Consider the following 14,440-nt stretch of genomic DNA (forward strand, 5'->3'; position numbering starts at 1 on the left):
CTGGTTGTAGGAGAACCACGCCGAGCACTTCCACAACCAAGACGTGACGTCCCGGACGGCCCGGTCCACCCGCGTCTCATGTTGCGCCGCCCAGACCAGATCCCAACCGGCCTTACGCGTCTGGGAGAGACCAGCGAGCCAGGACATGGGGAGCTTCAGGGCCATACGCGCCGGGAACCACAGGTGCGCCTCGTCGATCATCACCAGACCGGGCGGCAGGTCCATGAGCTGGTCGGGGGTGAACATGTAGACGTTCGGGTGCTTCACCGCCCAGTTCGTGAACACCAGCCGATCGCGGTCCGCCTCGCGCAGCGCTTTGGCCGTCATCGCGTACGACTTCCCGGAGCCGGGGCGACCGATGAACCCCTCAATCATCGGAGAGCACCAGACCGTCACGGTGGACCTTGCGAGCGAGGCTGAGCAGGATCAGCAGCTCGAGGCGGCGGAGCTCCAGAACCACGTCCTCGGGCATCAGCGAAGCACCCCCGAGCCGAACAGGAACTTGCAGACCGTCACGGCCAAGAAGGCCAGCGAGATCCAGACATAGCGATTGCGCATGGTCAGACTCCGATCAGGTGAACTTGCCGGGGAACTTGTTGTAGAGCCACACAACGACCGACCAGCCGTTCAGGACGACCCACAGGCCCGCGACCGCGGAGATGCACGCGCCGAGCGTGGTGACGGGGAAGAACCCGTTAGCGACCTGCACGGCCTGGGCGATCGGGTCAGCGATCGACGCCGGGTCGAAGGGCAGCGCCCACGCGGGAAACAGCCCGAGGATCGAGTTCAGGACCGCGGTCAGCGTGACCATGATCTTGTCGAGGATCACTTGTCGAACGCTCCCGCCAGCATCTTGCCGATCCCGAGCATGGTCAGACCGATGAGGCAGGCCTGGACGATGCCCCACAGCAGCGGCATCCGGGTCTGGCCGTTGCAATCGAACTCGGTCCCCCCCGACTGCCCCTCGGAGTCGTTGCCGACGAAGAAGCTCGTCGGGTGCATGTTGCAGGCAGGGTTGAGGAACGCCCCGCCGACCTCCGCCACCGTGTCGAAGGCCTGGACCATGATCGAGAACGGCGGACGGGTGGTGAACGACTCTTGCAACCCGGCCAGATCCCAGGACGAGGGGTCAGGGACGAACAGCCACTTGAACACGCAAACGAAGTCGAGCATGCCGCAGGACGCCCCAGACTCGTCCGTCCCCGGATCCGGCTCGGGAGAGGTGTCCGGGGGGGTGTTACCGCCCAGCGAAACGCCAGTCACGTTGCCGGAGGCGTCCCGCGAGACGGTCAGCCCGAAGAAGCAGCCAGGGGCGTTGACAGACTCAACACGCAACGTCCCGACACCAGCCGGGATCGGCCAGTTCGTGACCCCGTACCGCGCACCACCCGCGACGAGCGGAGCAGCCGGGACGGTGCCGAGCTGGGTGCCACCGCCCTTCGGCACGTCCGCTCGTGCGTCGGTGATCCGCCACCCCCGGGACGGCACCGTGCCCTGCCAGCCCCAGGACACATCCAACGTGCCCTGCACGAACGGGAACCGGACGGAGCGGAACGAGTCGCACTCCACCCCAGTCGGGGGCGGCGGAGGCACCGAGCCGATACCGAACTTCCACGTCGGCGAGGACCCACCGGGCCACTGAACGAAGCTCATCAGATCCACCCCGGACTGGAACGTCGAGCCCGCGGGGCAGGTCATCGCGTGGTGGAACGACTTGTAGCCACCGGGAGCCCCAGCCGTGACCACGTTGGTCTGCGTGGAGCTGCCGACCGTTTCGGTGCCCGTCGACGTCTTGCAGGACCCGGCAAGAGGCCCGGAGAACCCGCCGATCCCGTACCCGTCAGCAGCCCGAAGGTCGAAGCTGATCGCGGAGGGAGTCTCGACGTAGTTCGTCACCGTCAGCCACGACGGGGGAGACGTGGGGGTGGCCCAGGCCGTAGAGGGCAGCACCAGCACGGCGAGGCACGAGCCCAGCACCAGGGCGAGCAACCGCAGCCGTGGGAACATGGTGGAGCCCCTTTCGCAGAGTGGGTTGGAATGTGAGAGCGGGTCGGGATCCGAGGTCGAAGCGGATCCCGACCCGCTTTTGCCGGCCGAACGGTGCTCAGGCCTTCGACGCCCCCTTGCGGAGGAACTTGATGCCGAAGAACAGCAGCACCGAGGCGACGACGAGCGCGACGACGGCAGCGCCGTAGAGCGTCACCTTGCCCTGCATCGTCGTGAACGCGTCGTCCACCGGGTCGGCGGGCGTAGCCTCAGCCGCGCCCATGAGGATGAGCGCGCCCATGAGCGCGATGCCCGTGGCCGTTCCCACCAGACCGACGCGCTTGCCGATCCCCTTGATGGTGTCCATGTGTTTTCACCCCCTTCCTTGGATGTAGGAGGACACCAGATCAACCCAGCGTCCAACGGTCCCCGCGAGGCAGCCGCCCGTGAGGAAGATCAGAAGTACCGCCAGCTCGTGCTCAGTCACGGTCGTCGCCACCCGTGGCCTCGCGTCCGCCGCGGATCAGCCACGCGATGCCGAACTCCACCCCAGCGACAAGGCAGATGGTCACCGTGATCGCGGACACGATCTGGCGGGCCAGCTCGGCGTCAGTCGGCATCGGTGCTCACCGGCTCCGCAGCCGGAACAGGATCCCCGCGCCCAAGCAGATCAGCGTCCCAACGCTGAACAGGTACAGCGACCGCCAGCCTTGTACCTCGCTCGTCAGCGATTCGATCGCGGGCACGGGCGAGGGCTGAGGTTCCGGGGTCGTAGTGGGTTCCGGCTCGTCCGGCGATACGACGACTAGCACGCAGACGGGTCCATCCGACGAGGAGACCCACGACGGCAGCGCAGGAACCTGCGAACCCGAATCCGGGCTCGGGTACGGGTAGCTGCCCATCGAAGTCGCGCACGACGGGAGCAACGACGGCTCCGAGGGCGTAGGCGATTCCGAAGGTGACGGCTCCGCTGATGAGGGCTCCGGCGATGCCGAGGCGGACGGCCCGGAAGTCGACGCGCTCGCGCTCGCGCTCAGCCACGGCGCACCAGCAACGCAAACCAGCGCCACGGCTGGAGCCGCAAACAGAGCCGCCACGCGCCGACGAGCACGAAGAAACCCAAGAACCACACTACGGTTTCGTGCGAAACCACGTCTCATCACCCGACTCCCTGTCACCCTTGGTCGAACCGCCACCGGGTCACGTTCAGTCGGTGGAGGCCAGGGGGGCGACGAGCTGGCAGGCTCGCGCTCCCCGTTTTGCGTCAGGGACAGGTCAGGACGACTGAGCGTCGTGCTCGGCGGTCCACTCGCCGGAGAGGTCGATGTTCAGGTACTTCCCGCCGTTGTGGCGGATGCGGACCAGCCAGTCCACGGCCTCGCCCTTGCCGGGGCAGAGCAGCAGCTTCTCGTCCGGGATGGTGACCTCGATGAGGTCCTCCCCACCGACGAGCACCTTCGCGGTGGTCATCTTCCAGGCGCGGCTAGAGCCGTCGTCCTGCACCTTGTTGCCCGAGCGCTCGTCGGTGCGGAGAACGATCCCCGTCACACGTGCGGCGTAGTCCGCCATGATGTTTCCCCGTTCAGTGGGAGGTGTGTCCGGCTGGCAGGCCGGTTGGTTGTCGGGGACACCTAATCACCCCGTGCGACTTCCCGTCACGGTTTCGCCGAAATAGGTCCAGACCAGCCCCCGAACAGCTCGGCGAGAGTAACTGTTCGCAAGGGACCAAGAGCCGGGCCGCGTGCGTGGGGCGGCTCGCTTCGCTTGCAGCCGCCCCACCGCTACGCGCGCGGCCCGTGGTGGCCGTGGGAGCAGGTGACCAGCCGACGAGCTGGAGGCGGGGACCGGGGTCAAAAGCGGCTGGTGACGAGGGGGAGGGGGGCAGTGGGTGACGAGCGGGTCTCCCGGATCAGCGCGGGTGCCGATGGTGACCGAAACGTGGTGCGGACCCCATTGACCGGGCCCCCGCGGGCCCTTGTGCGGGAGGCCTTCTACCGCGGCGAGGGGTTCCATTCACCGATGCGAGTCCCCCAGGTCAGCGGTACCGGAACCGGAGCCACAACGGACAACCCCTAGCCCGCGGCGCAACGGATGCAGACGGGAAATCTTGCGGTGAGAGCCGGGCCGGCTGGGGGGTCAGACGGGAAATCTTCCGGCAAACCGACCGTCAACACCTATTGACGGCGCGGGGTGCCGTCAACGATGATTGACACATGACGAACACACACACCGAAGCAGTCCGCCCCGCGTGGTTCAGCCTGCCCGACGACGTACGCGCCCGACTCGTTGACCTGGAGGACGCCGTGCGAGCGAATGAGCAGCTCGTGCCGGAGGCCGAGCGGGACACCCAAGCATTCCTGCACAGCGTGGCCCTAGTCCGAGAGGCCCGCCACGACCTCGCAAACGCGATCCTCGCAGCGTGGGACGCACGTTGAGCTGGGGCGATCACGTCCTCCAGCGCGACCTCGACCAGCTCGGAGACGAGCTGGCCAAGGTCCGGCACGCGGAGGCGAGGATCCGCGAGCAGGTGGCCTACCTGAGGCAGCAGGAGACGCCCTGGTCGGTCATCGGTGACGCCCTAGGCATCACCAAGCAGGCCGCACAGCAGCGGTACAGCTCCCAGCGGGTCAGCCTGAACGACCGACCGTTTCCCGGAGCCTGACCAGCATCGCCCGATGCGCGAGGCGGGCCGCGATGAAGTCTTTGACGCGGCCCGCTTCTGCCGCCTCCAGCAGACCCGGCAGCACCATCCAGAACCGGCCCGCCTTCCACGACTCCGCATCGATCCGGGCCACGCAAACCGAGTCCTCGGGCGTCTCTTCGGCCAGTTGCTCGTCAGTCTTTTCGACCTCATCGACCGCGCCGAGGTCGGCCAGGAGCTGCCGCAGACCGTGACTCCACGTCATCTGCCGACGACCCTTTGAGGCGTCCTCCCACTCCCGCCACACCGCACGGTCCTGATCGATCGACTGCGACAGGTCCCCGACGACCTCGCCGGTGGCGGTGTCCACACCGGCGACCAGATCCCGGAGCACTTCGAACGGGGTCCGACCGCCCTTGCCCTGCCGCTTGGACTGCGATCCGGTCAGCTCGTAGGCCGCACGACCAGGAGACGCCGCGTAGGTCCCCTTGGCGAAGTAGTCGGCCACCGCGGCAGCCGACGACACCGGGCGCAGGTCGATCCCCACGTGTTCCAGCACGGAATACCCCTCACGGGCTAGAGCAGCCTCCCAGCGGGCGTACAGCCGCCCCTGGAGGTCGAGCAGCTCCCGAGGGTGCATGAGCCCGTTGGGGTGCCACTGAGACGGCGACACGGGCCGATCCAGAAACACCAGGAAGTGGATGTGCGGGTGCCAGCCGTTCTCGCCATGCTTGACCTCCAGCAGCCGGATAACCCCGTGGATCCCGAACCGCCGCTTGTCACCGATGTCGGTCTGGGTGCCGTCTTTCTTCGCTTTGGTGCCGTTCCACCCCGAGCTGCCCGACGTGGTCCGGTTCCAGGCCGGGGCGATCGCGTCGAGCATGTCCGCGAGCCGCATGCCGCGGGTGTGCCGCATGGTCACGGTGCCGAACAGCACGCCGCCGCCCGCCGCCTGCCAGGACTCGATCGCGTTCTGCAACTCGTGTTGCCGACCGGCGTTGATCTTCTCCGAGCACACCGAGCACGCCCACACCGACCCGCACGTCTGGACCCCGGACAGACCCGCGTGACCATCGGGCGACACGTGCACGCCGACCGCCTCAGAGCGGTCCGAGACGACGCGGCGGCAGTGAGCGACGCGCTTGATGCCGGTCTCTCGCCACAGGACCCGGAGAGCGGCGTACCGGTCAGCCCGCAGGTTCCGGGCGCGTTCTGCGCGTGCGTCCTCGGACTGGGTTACCGTTGGTGTCGAAAGCATCCGTTGGAGCCCCTAGGAAGGCAGCGGGTGTCAGAAGCGGGTCGGAGCCAACCGGCCCGCTTCTCTATGTCCTGAGCAACGTAGAGCCCCAGCAGCGGGCCCCGTCGCAGAAACGCCGCAGTCACCACGACGCGGCCTGGATGAGCGCTTCCAGCAGCAGCAGGTGGCCGACATAGAACGTGATCGGCCAGCAGCCCAGCGCCGCGACCCAGCGCGGCGCACGCCCCGCCCAGGTGAACGCCGACGCCGGAAGCATCGCGCCGAGCGCCATCAGGCCCCACAGACAGCGAGCGTCGTACGTGCCGTCCGTGTCCACCCACCCGTTAGCCGACGCCGCGAGCGCGACCACCACCAGCAGCCACGCCGGAACCTCAGCCCAGCGGGCAGCCGCCAGCAGCAGCACCCCGACCGCCCACCACACGAGCACGTTGGGGGAGTCGATCCACGGGACGAGCACCGGGAGCGCGCAGCCGATCAGGAAGATCCCGCCGTGCCGCCACCGGACCCGCCGAGCAAGGTGACCGGCGAGCAGGAAGAACATCGGCATCGCCAACCGGCCCACCGTCATCCGCACCGCGTACGGCCCGGAGAACACCAGGCACAGGTGGTCGACCAGCATGGCCAGCATCGCCAGCCCGCGAAACGCGTCGTAACCGAAGATTCTCCTGTTTGACAGCTGGCCGGCGGGCCCCTTCACCGCAAGATCTTCGGTCATGCGTGCTCGCCGGTCTCTTCGAACCCGAGTTCGGAGAGGTCGTACCCGTCGAGGTCGGCCAGCTCGGGCACCGGCTTGGAGCCGCCGAGCCACGGCGCGGACTCCGAAGGGATCTGGACACCCATCGGCGCGGAGGCCGCACCCTGACCAGGGATCACCACGGCGAGGTTGACCGTGGACGACGCACCGGCAACAGAGGTTGACTCCGCCGACGCCGAGGCGACCGCGACGGCGGTAGCCGACGAGCCCACGCCGCGCACACCGCGACCGACGAGGTAGGCCGCGAGCACGGCCAGACACATCACCAGCACCGCGGGACCGATGGTCACCGGCCCGTCCGCGGGGAAGTTGCGCCACGCCTGCACACCGGCACCGACGCACAGCCCGAACGCGATCAGCTTCACGTGGGCACGATCCCTTCCAGCACCGAGCCGCCGCGCTTCTCACGGGCCCGTGCGTAGGGGTCTTTGGCGTCCTGGGTGTGGTCGGCCTGGGTCAGCGACTCGTGAGTGTTGTAGGCCTCAGCGACGCGCCGCGAGAACCCCGAGACTTCGAACGTGAACTTCTTCTTGGGGTGCCGGAAGAACTCCGGCTCCCAGCAGTCCCGCTTGAAGATGACCGGGTGCTGGTTGTAGGAGAACCACGCCGAGCACTTCCACAACCAAGACGTGACGTCCCGGACGGCCCGGTCCACCCGCGTCTCATGTTGCGCCGCCCAGACCAGATCCCAACCGGCCTTACGCGTCTGGGAGAGACCAGCGAGCCAGGACATGGGGAGCTTCAGGGCCATACGCGCCGGGAACCACAGGTGCGCCTCGTCGATCATCACCAGACCGGGCGGCAGGTCCATGAGCTGGTCGGGGGTGAACATGTAGACGTTCGGGTGCTTCACCGCCCAGTTCGTGAACACCAGCCGATCGCGGTCCGCCTCGCGCAGCGCTTTGGCCGTCATCGCGTACGACTTCCCGGAGCCGGGGCGACCGATGAACCCCTCAATCATCGGAGAGCACCAGACCGTCACGGTGGACCTTGCGAGCGAGGCTGAGCAGGATCAGCAGCTCGAGGCGGCGGAGCTCCAGAACCACGTCCTCGGGCATCAGCGAAGCACCCCCGAGCCGAACAGGAACTTGCAGACCGTCACGGCCAAGAAGGCCAGCGAGATCCAGACATAGCGATTGCGCATGGTCAGACTCCGATCAGGTGAACTTGCCGGGGAACTTGTTGTAGAGCCACACAACGACCGACCAGCCGTTCAGGACGACCCACAGGCCCGCGACCGCGGAGATGCACGCGCCGAGCGTGGTGACGGGGAAGAACCCGTTAGCGACCTGCACGGCCTGGGCGATCGGGTCAGCGATCGACGCCGGGTCGAAGGGCAGCGCCCACGCGGGAAACAGCCCGAGGATCGAGTTCAGGACCGCGGTCAGCGTGACCATGATCTTGTCGAGGATCACTTGTCGAACGCTCCCGCCAGCATCTTGCCGATCCCGAGCATGGTCAGACCGATGAGGCAGGCCTGGACGATGCCCCACAGCAGCGGCATCCGGGTCTGGCCGTTGCAATCGAACTCGGTCCCCCCCGACTGCCCCTCGGAGTCGTTGCCGACGAAGAAGCTCGTCGGGTGCATGTTGCAGGCAGGGTTGAGGAACGCCCCGCCGACCTCCGCCACCGTGTCGAAGGCCTGGACCATGATCGAGAACGGCGGACGGGTGGTGAACGACTCTTGCAACCCGGCCAGATCCCAGGACGAGGGGTCAGGGACGAACAGCCACTTGAACACGCAAACGAAGTCGAGCATGCCGCAGGACGCCCCAGACTCGTCCGTCCCCGGATCCGGCTCGGGAGAGGTGTCCGGGGGGGTGTTACCGCCCAGCGAAACGCCAGTCACGTTGCCGGAGGCGTCCCGCGAGACGGTCAGCCCGAAGAAGCAGCCAGGGGCGTTGACAGACTCAACACGCAACGTCCCGACACCAGCCGGGATCGGCCAGTTCGTGACCCCGTACCGCGCACCACCCGCGACGAGCGGAGCAGCCGGGACGGTGCCGAGCTGGGTGCCACCGCCCTTCGGCACGTCCGCTCGTGCGTCGGTGATCCGCCACCCCCGGGACGGCACCGTGCCCTGCCAGCCCCAGGACACATCCAACGTGCCCTGCACGAACGGGAACCGGACGGAGCGGAACGAGTCGCACTCCACCCCAGTCGGGGGCGGCGGAGGCACCGAGCCGATACCGAACTTCCACGTCGGCGAGGACCCACCGGGCCACTGAACGAAGCTCATCAGATCCACCCCGGACTGGAACGTCGAGCCCGCGGGGCAGGTCATCGCGTGGTGGAACGACTTGTAGCCACCGGGAGCCCCAGCCGTGACCACGTTGGTCTGCGTGGAGCTGCCGACCGTTTCGGTGCCCGTCGACGTCTTGCAGGACCCGGCAAGAGGCCCGGAGAACCCGCCGATCCCGTACCCGTCAGCAGCCCGAAGGTCGAAGCTGATCGCGGAGGGAGTCTCGACGTAGTTCGTCACCGTCAGCCACGACGGGGGAGACGTGGGGGTGGCCCAGGCCGTAGAGGGCAGCACCAGCACGGCGAGGCACGAGCCCAGCACCAGGGCGAGCAACCGCAGCCGTGGGAACATGGTGGAGCCCCTTTCGCAGAGTGGGTTGGAATGTGAGAGCGGGTCGGGATCCGAGGTCGAAGCGGATCCCGACCCGCTTTTGCCGGCCGAACGGTGCTCAGGCCTTCGACGCCCCCTTGCGGAGGAACTTGATGCCGAAGAACAGCAGCACCGAGGCGACGACGAGCGCGACGACGGCAGCGCCGTAGAGCGTCACCTTGCCCTGCATCGTCGTGAACGCGTCGTCCACCGGGTCGGCGGGCGTAGCCTCAGCCGCGCCCATGAGGATGAGCGCGCCCATGAGCGCGATGCCCGTGGCCGTTCCCACCAGACCGACGCGCTTGCCGATCCCCTTGATGGTGTCCATGTGTTTTCACCCCCTTCCTTGGATGTAGGAGGACACCAGATCAACCCAGCGTCCAACGGTCCCCGCGAGGCAGCCGCCCGTGAGGAAGATCAGAAGTACCGCCAGCTCGTGCTCAGTCACGGTCGTCGCCACCCGTGGCCTCGCGTCCGCCGCGGATCAGCCACGCGATGCCGAACTCCACCCCAGCGACAAGGCAGATGGTCACCGTGATCGCGGACACGATCTGGCGGGCCAGCTCGGCGTCAGTCGGCATCGGTGCTCACCGGCTCCGCAGCCGGAACAGGATCCCCGCGCCCAAGCAGATCAGCGTCCCAACGCTGAACAGGTACAGCGACCGCCAGCCTTGTACCTCGCTCGTCAGCGATTCGATCGCGGGCACGGGCGAGGGCTGAGGTTCCGGGGTCGTAGTGGGTTCCGGCTCGTCCGGCGATACGACGACTAGCACGCAGACGGGTCCATCCGACGAGGAGACCCACGACGGCAGCGCAGGAACCTGCGAACCCGAATCCGGGCTCGGGTACGGGTAGCTGCCCATCGAAGTCGCGCACGACGGGAGCAACGACGGCTCCGAGGGCGTAGGCGATTCCGAAGGTGACGGCTCCGCTGATGAGGGCTCCGGCGATGCCGAGGCGGACGGCCCGGAAGTCGACGCGCTCGCGCTCGCGCTCAGCCACGGCGCACCAGCAACGCAAACCAGCGCCACGGCTGGAGCCGCAAACAGAGCCGCCACGCGCCGACGAGCACGAAGAAACCCAAGAACCACACTACGGTTTCGTGCGAAACCACGTCTCATCACCCGACTCCCTGTCACCCTTGGTCGAACCGCCACCGGGTCACGTTCAGTCGGTGGAGGCCAGGGGGGCGACGAGCTGGCAGGCTCGCGCTCCCCGTTTTGCGTCAGGGACAGGTCAGGACGACTGAGCGTCGTGCTCGGCGGTCCACTCGCCGGAGAGGTCGATGTTCAGGTACTTCCCGCCGTTGTGGCGGATGCGGACCAGCCAGTCCACGGCCTCGCCCTTGCCGGGGCAGAGCAGCAGCTTCTCGTCCGGGATGGTGACCTCGATGAGGTCCTCCCCACCGACGAGCACCTTCGCGGTGGTCATCTTCCAGGCGCGGCTAGAGCCGTCGTCCTGCACCTTGTTGCCCGAGCGCTCGTCGGTGCGGAGAACGATCCCCGTCACACGTGCGGCGTAGTCCGCCATGATGTTTCCCCGTTCAGTGGGAGGTGTGTCCGGCTGGCAGGCCGGTTGGTTGTCGGGGACACCTAATCACCCCGTGCGACTTCCCGTCACGGTTTCGCCGAAATAGGTCCAGACCAGCCCCCGAACAGCTCGGCGAGAGTAACTGTTCGCAAGGGACCAAGAGCCGGGCCGCGTGCGTGGGGCGGCTCGCTTCGCTTGCAGCCGCCCCACCGCTACGCGCGCGGCCCGTGGTGGCCGTGGGAGCAGGTGACCAGCCGACGAGCTGGAGGCGGGGACCGGGGTCAAAAGCGGCTGGTGACGAGGGGGAGGGGGGCAGTGGGTGACGAGCGGGTCTCCCGGATCAGCGCGGGTGCCGATGGTGACCGAAACGTGGTGCGGACCCCATTGACCGGGCCCCCGCGGGCCCTTGTGCGGGAGGCCTTCTACCGCGGCGAGGGGTTCCATTCACCGATGCGAGTCCCCCAGGTCAGCGGTACCGGAACCGGAGCCACAACGGACAACCCCTAGCCCGCGGCGCAACGGATGCAGACGGGAAATCTTGCGGTGAGAGCCGGGCCGGCTGGGGGGTCAGACGGGAAATCTTCCGGCAAACCGACCGTCAACACCTATTGACGGCGCGGGGTGCCGTCAACGATGATTGACACATGACGAACACACACACCGAAGCAGTCCGCCCCGCGTGGTTCAGCCTGCCCGACGACGTACGCGCCCGACTCGTTGACCTGGAGGACGCCGTGCGAGCGAATGAGCAGCTCGTGCCGGAGGCCGAGCGGGACACCCAAGCATTCCTGCACAGCGTGGCCCTAGTCCGAGAGGCCCGCCACGACCTCGCAAACGCGATCCTCGCAGCGTGGGACGCACGTTGAGCTGGGGCGATCACGTCCTCCAGCGCGACCTCGACCAGCTCGGAGACGAGCTGGCCAAGGTCCGGCACGCGGAGGCGAGGATCCGCGAGCAGGTGGCCTACCTGAGGCAGCAGGAGACGCCCTGGTCGGTCATCGGTGACGCCCTAGGCATCACCAAGCAGGCCGCACAGCAGCGGTACAGCTCCCAGCGGGTCAGCCTGAACGACCGACCGTTTCCCGGAGCCTGACCAGCATCGCCCGATGCGCGAGGCGGGCCGCGATGAAGTCTTTGACGCGGCCCGCTTCTGCCGCCTCCAGCAGACCCGGCAGCACCATCCAGAACCGGCCCGCCTTCCACGACTCCGCATCGATCCGGGCCACGCAAACCGAGTCCTCGGGCGTCTCTTCGGCCAGTTGCTCGTCAGTCTTTTCGACCTCATCGACCGCGCCGAGGTCGGCCAGGAGCTGCCGCAGACCGTGACTCCACGTCATCTGCCGACGACCCTTTGAGGCGTCCTCCCACTCCCGCCACACCGCACGGTCCTGATCGATCGACTGCGACAGGTCCCCGACGACCTCGCCGGTGGCGGTGTCCACACCGGCGACCAGATCCCGGAGCACTTCGAACGGGGTCCGACCGCCCTTGCCCTGCCGCTTGGACTGCGATCCGGTCAGCTCGTAGGCCGCACGACCAGGAGACGCCGCGTAGGTCCCCTTGGCGAAGTAGTCGGCCACCGCGGCAGCCGACGACACCGGGCGCAGGTCGATCCCCACGTGTTCCAGCACGGAATACCCCTCACGGGCTAGAGCAGCCTCCCAGCGGGCGTACAGCCGCCCCTGGAGGTCGAGCAGCTCCCGAGGGTGCATGAGCCCGTTGGGGTGCCACTGAGACGGCGACACGGGCCGATCCAGAAACACCAGGAAGTGGATGTGCGGGTGCCAGCCGTTCTCGCCATGCTTGACCTCCAGCAGCCGGATAACCCCGTGGATCCCGAACCGCCGCTTGTCACCGATGTCGGTCTGGGTGCCGTCTTTCTTCGCTTTGGTGCCGTTCCACCCCGAGCTGCCCGACGTGGTCCGGTTCCAGGCCGGGGCGATCGCGTCGAGCATGTCCGCGAGCCGCATGCCGCGGGTGTGCCGCATGGTCACGGTGCCGAACAGCACGCCGCCGCCCGCCGCCTGCCAGGACTCGATCGCGTTCTGCAACTCGTGTTGCCGACCGGCGTTGATCTTCTCCGAGCACACCGAGCACGCCCACACCGACCCGCACGTCTGGACCCCGGACAGACCCGCGTGACCATCGGGCGACACGTGCACGCCGACCGCCTCAGAGCGGTCCGAGACGACGCGGCGGCAGTGAGCGACGCGCTTGATGCCGGTCTCTCGCCACAGGACCCGGAGAGCGGCGTACCGGTCAGCCCGCAGGTTCCGGGCGCGTTCTGCGCGTGCGTCCTCGGACTGGGTTACCGTTGGTGTCGAAAGCATCCGTTGGAGCCCCTAGGAAGGCAGCGGGTGTCAGAAGCGGGTCGGAGCCAACCGGCCCGCTTCTCTATGTCCTGAGCAACGTAGAGCCCCAGCAGCGGGCCCCGTCGCAGAAACGCCGCAGTCACCACGACGCGGCCTGGATGAGCGCTTCCAGCAGCAGCAGGTGGCCGACATAGAACGTGATCGGCCAGCAGCCCAGCGCCGCGACCCAGCGCGGCGCACGCCCCGCCCAGGTGAACGCCGACGCCGGAAGCATCGCGCCGAGCGCCATCAGGCCCCACAGACAGCGAGCGTCGTACGTGCCGTCCGTGTCCACCCACCCGTTAGCCGACGCCGCGAGCGCGACCACCACCAGCAGCCACGCCGGAACCTCAGCCCAGCGGGCAGCCGCCAGCAGCAGCACCCCGACCGCCCACCACACGAGCACGTTGGGGGAGTCGATCCACGGGACGAGCACCGGGAGCGCGCAGCCGATCAGGAAGATCCCGCCGTGCCGCCACCGGACCCGCCGAGCAAGGTGACCGGCGAGCAGGAAGAACATCGGCATCGCCAACCGGCCCACCGTCATCCGCACCGCGTACGGCCCGGAGAACACCAGGCACAGGTGGTCGACCAGCATGGCCAGCATCGCCAGCCCGCGAAACGCGTCGTAACCGAAGATTCTCCTGTTTGACAGCTGGCCGGCGGGCCCCTTCACCGCAAGATCTTCGGTCATGCGTGCTCGCCGGTCTCTTCGAACCCGAGTTCGGAGAGGTCGTACCCGTCGAGGTCGGCCAGCTCGGGCACCGGCTTGGAGCCGCCGAGCCACGGCGCGGACTCCGAAGGGATCTGGACACCCATCGGCGCGGAGGCCGCACCCTGACCAGGGATCACCACGGCGAGGTTGACCGTGGACGACGCACCGGCAACAGAGGTTGACTCCGCCGACGCCGAGGCGACCGCGACGGCGGTAGCCGACGAGCCCACGCCGCGCACACCGCGACCGACGAGGTAGGCCGCGAGCACGGCCAGACACATCACCAGCACCGCGGGACCGATGGTCACCGGCCCGTCCGCGGGGAAGTTGCGCCACGCCTGCACACCGGCACCGACGCACAGCCCGAACGCGATCAGCTTCACGTGGGCACGATCCCTTCCAGCACCGAGCCGCCGCGCTTCTCACGGGCCCGTGCGTAGGGGTCTTTGGCGTCCTGGGTGTGGTCGGCCTGGGTCAGCGACTCGTGAGTGTTGTAGGCCTCAGCGACGCGCCGCGAGAACCCCGAGACTTCGAACGTGAACTTCTTCTTGGGGTGCCGGAAGAACTCCGGCTCCCAGCAGTCCCGCTTGAAGA

The 14,440-nt window shown here is 67.9% G+C and carries 21 protein-coding genes; 2 read left to right on the forward strand and 19 right to left on the reverse strand.

Going from position 1 to position 14,440, the window contains the following annotated elements; translation table 11 throughout:
• The 6 genes from ACVW2K_RS22375 to ACVW2K_RS22400 all read right to left on the reverse strand — a co-directional run.
• A partial coding sequence (locus ACVW2K_RS22375) for a zonular occludens toxin domain-containing protein (protein WP_457204106.1) occupies positions 1–327 on the reverse strand: 327 nt, incomplete at its 3' end.
• Positions 328–571: 244 nt separating this feature from the next.
• Positions 572–829, reverse strand: coding sequence for a hypothetical protein (locus ACVW2K_RS22380; RefSeq protein WP_457204107.1), 258 nt, complete (start codon positions 827–829; stop codon positions 572–574).
• Entirely contained in the window at positions 826–2,007 is a 1,182-nt protein-coding gene (locus tag ACVW2K_RS22385; RefSeq protein ID WP_457204108.1) for a hypothetical protein, read from the reverse strand. Before ACVW2K_RS22385 ends, ACVW2K_RS22380 begins: the two co-directional genes overlap by 4 nt.
• 97 nt (positions 2,008–2,104) lie before the next feature.
• Positions 2,105–2,353, reverse strand: a complete 249-nt coding sequence (locus ACVW2K_RS22390) for a hypothetical protein (protein ID WP_457204109.1) — start codon at positions 2,351–2,353, stop codon at positions 2,105–2,107.
• A 112-nt stretch (positions 2,354–2,465) separates the two neighbouring features.
• On the reverse strand, positions 2,466–2,606 hold the full coding sequence (locus tag ACVW2K_RS22395) for a hypothetical protein (RefSeq protein WP_457204110.1): 141 nt from the start codon (positions 2,604–2,606) through the stop codon (positions 2,466–2,468).
• 655 nt (positions 2,607–3,261) lie between these two features.
• Positions 3,262–3,534, reverse strand: coding sequence for a hypothetical protein (locus ACVW2K_RS22400; RefSeq protein ID WP_457204111.1), 273 nt, complete (start codon positions 3,532–3,534; stop codon positions 3,262–3,264).
• Positions 3,535–4,405: 871 nt separating this feature from the next.
• Between ACVW2K_RS22400 and ACVW2K_RS22405 the strand changes: the two genes are divergently transcribed.
• Positions 4,406–4,648: a hypothetical protein gene (locus ACVW2K_RS22405; protein ID WP_457204112.1), complete on the forward strand. Its 243-nt coding sequence runs from the start codon at positions 4,406–4,408 to the stop codon at positions 4,646–4,648.
• Here the strand turns inward: ACVW2K_RS22405 and ACVW2K_RS22410 are convergent.
• From ACVW2K_RS22410 to ACVW2K_RS22450, 9 genes are all read right to left on the reverse strand, one after another.
• Entirely contained in the window at positions 4,614–5,717 is a 1,104-nt protein-coding gene (locus ACVW2K_RS22410) for a hypothetical protein (protein ID WP_457204113.1), read from the reverse strand. The genes ACVW2K_RS22405 and ACVW2K_RS22410 overlap by 35 nt on opposite strands.
• A gap of 289 nt (positions 5,718–6,006) precedes the next feature.
• Positions 6,007–6,582 carry a TraX family protein gene (locus tag ACVW2K_RS22415; protein WP_457204114.1) on the reverse strand — a complete coding sequence of 192 codons (576 nt, stop codon included), beginning with the start codon at positions 6,580–6,582 and terminating at the stop codon, positions 6,007–6,009.
• Between the two features lie 14 nt (positions 6,583–6,596).
• The gene (locus ACVW2K_RS22420) at positions 6,597–7,004 is read right to left on the reverse strand and encodes a hypothetical protein (protein WP_457204115.1); all 408 of its coding nucleotides are present in this window, start codon (positions 7,002–7,004) and stop codon (positions 6,597–6,599) included.
• Positions 7,001–7,600 carry a zonular occludens toxin domain-containing protein gene (locus tag ACVW2K_RS22425; protein WP_457204116.1) on the reverse strand — a complete coding sequence of 200 codons (600 nt, stop codon included), beginning with the start codon at positions 7,598–7,600 and terminating at the stop codon, positions 7,001–7,003. Before ACVW2K_RS22425 ends, ACVW2K_RS22420 begins: the two co-directional genes overlap by 4 nt.
• 196 nt (positions 7,601–7,796) lie before the next feature.
• Complete coding sequence (locus tag ACVW2K_RS22430) at positions 7,797–8,054, reverse strand: hypothetical protein (RefSeq protein ID WP_457204107.1); 258 nt, start codon at positions 8,052–8,054, stop codon at positions 7,797–7,799.
• Entirely contained in the window at positions 8,051–9,232 is a 1,182-nt protein-coding gene (locus ACVW2K_RS22435) for a hypothetical protein (protein WP_457204108.1), read from the reverse strand. The genes ACVW2K_RS22430 and ACVW2K_RS22435 overlap by 4 nt, the downstream gene beginning before the upstream one ends.
• 97 nt (positions 9,233–9,329) lie before the next feature.
• Positions 9,330–9,578 carry a hypothetical protein gene (locus tag ACVW2K_RS22440; protein WP_457204109.1) on the reverse strand — a complete coding sequence of 83 codons (249 nt, stop codon included), beginning with the start codon at positions 9,576–9,578 and terminating at the stop codon, positions 9,330–9,332.
• 112 nt (positions 9,579–9,690) lie between these two features.
• On the reverse strand, positions 9,691–9,831 hold the full coding sequence (locus ACVW2K_RS22445) for a hypothetical protein (protein WP_457204110.1): 141 nt from the start codon (positions 9,829–9,831) through the stop codon (positions 9,691–9,693).
• 655 nt (positions 9,832–10,486) lie between these two features.
• The gene (locus tag ACVW2K_RS22450) at positions 10,487–10,759 is read right to left on the reverse strand and encodes a hypothetical protein (protein ID WP_457204111.1); all 273 of its coding nucleotides are present in this window, start codon (positions 10,757–10,759) and stop codon (positions 10,487–10,489) included.
• Positions 10,760–11,630: 871 nt separating this feature from the next.
• On the opposite strand from ACVW2K_RS22450, the gene ACVW2K_RS22455 reads away from it, so the two are divergent.
• Positions 11,631–11,873, forward strand: coding sequence for a hypothetical protein (locus tag ACVW2K_RS22455; RefSeq protein WP_457204112.1), 243 nt, complete (start codon positions 11,631–11,633; stop codon positions 11,871–11,873).
• Here ACVW2K_RS22455 and ACVW2K_RS22460 read toward each other — a convergent pair.
• The 4 genes from ACVW2K_RS22460 to ACVW2K_RS22475 all read right to left on the reverse strand — a co-directional run.
• Positions 11,839–12,942, reverse strand: coding sequence for a hypothetical protein (locus ACVW2K_RS22460; RefSeq protein ID WP_457204113.1), 1,104 nt, complete (start codon positions 12,940–12,942; stop codon positions 11,839–11,841). The genes ACVW2K_RS22455 and ACVW2K_RS22460 overlap by 35 nt on opposite strands.
• A 289-nt stretch (positions 12,943–13,231) precedes the next feature.
• Complete coding sequence (locus ACVW2K_RS22465; RefSeq protein WP_457204114.1) at positions 13,232–13,807, reverse strand: TraX family protein; 576 nt, start codon at positions 13,805–13,807, stop codon at positions 13,232–13,234.
• Between the two features lie 14 nt (positions 13,808–13,821).
• Entirely contained in the window at positions 13,822–14,229 is a 408-nt protein-coding gene (locus tag ACVW2K_RS22470; RefSeq protein WP_457204115.1) for a hypothetical protein, read from the reverse strand.
• A partial coding sequence (locus tag ACVW2K_RS22475) for a hypothetical protein (RefSeq protein WP_457204117.1) occupies positions 14,226–14,440 on the reverse strand: 215 nt, incomplete at its 5' end. The genes ACVW2K_RS22470 and ACVW2K_RS22475, both read right to left, overlap by 4 nt.

This window comes from Nocardioides sp. HB32 (assembly GCF_054058995.1).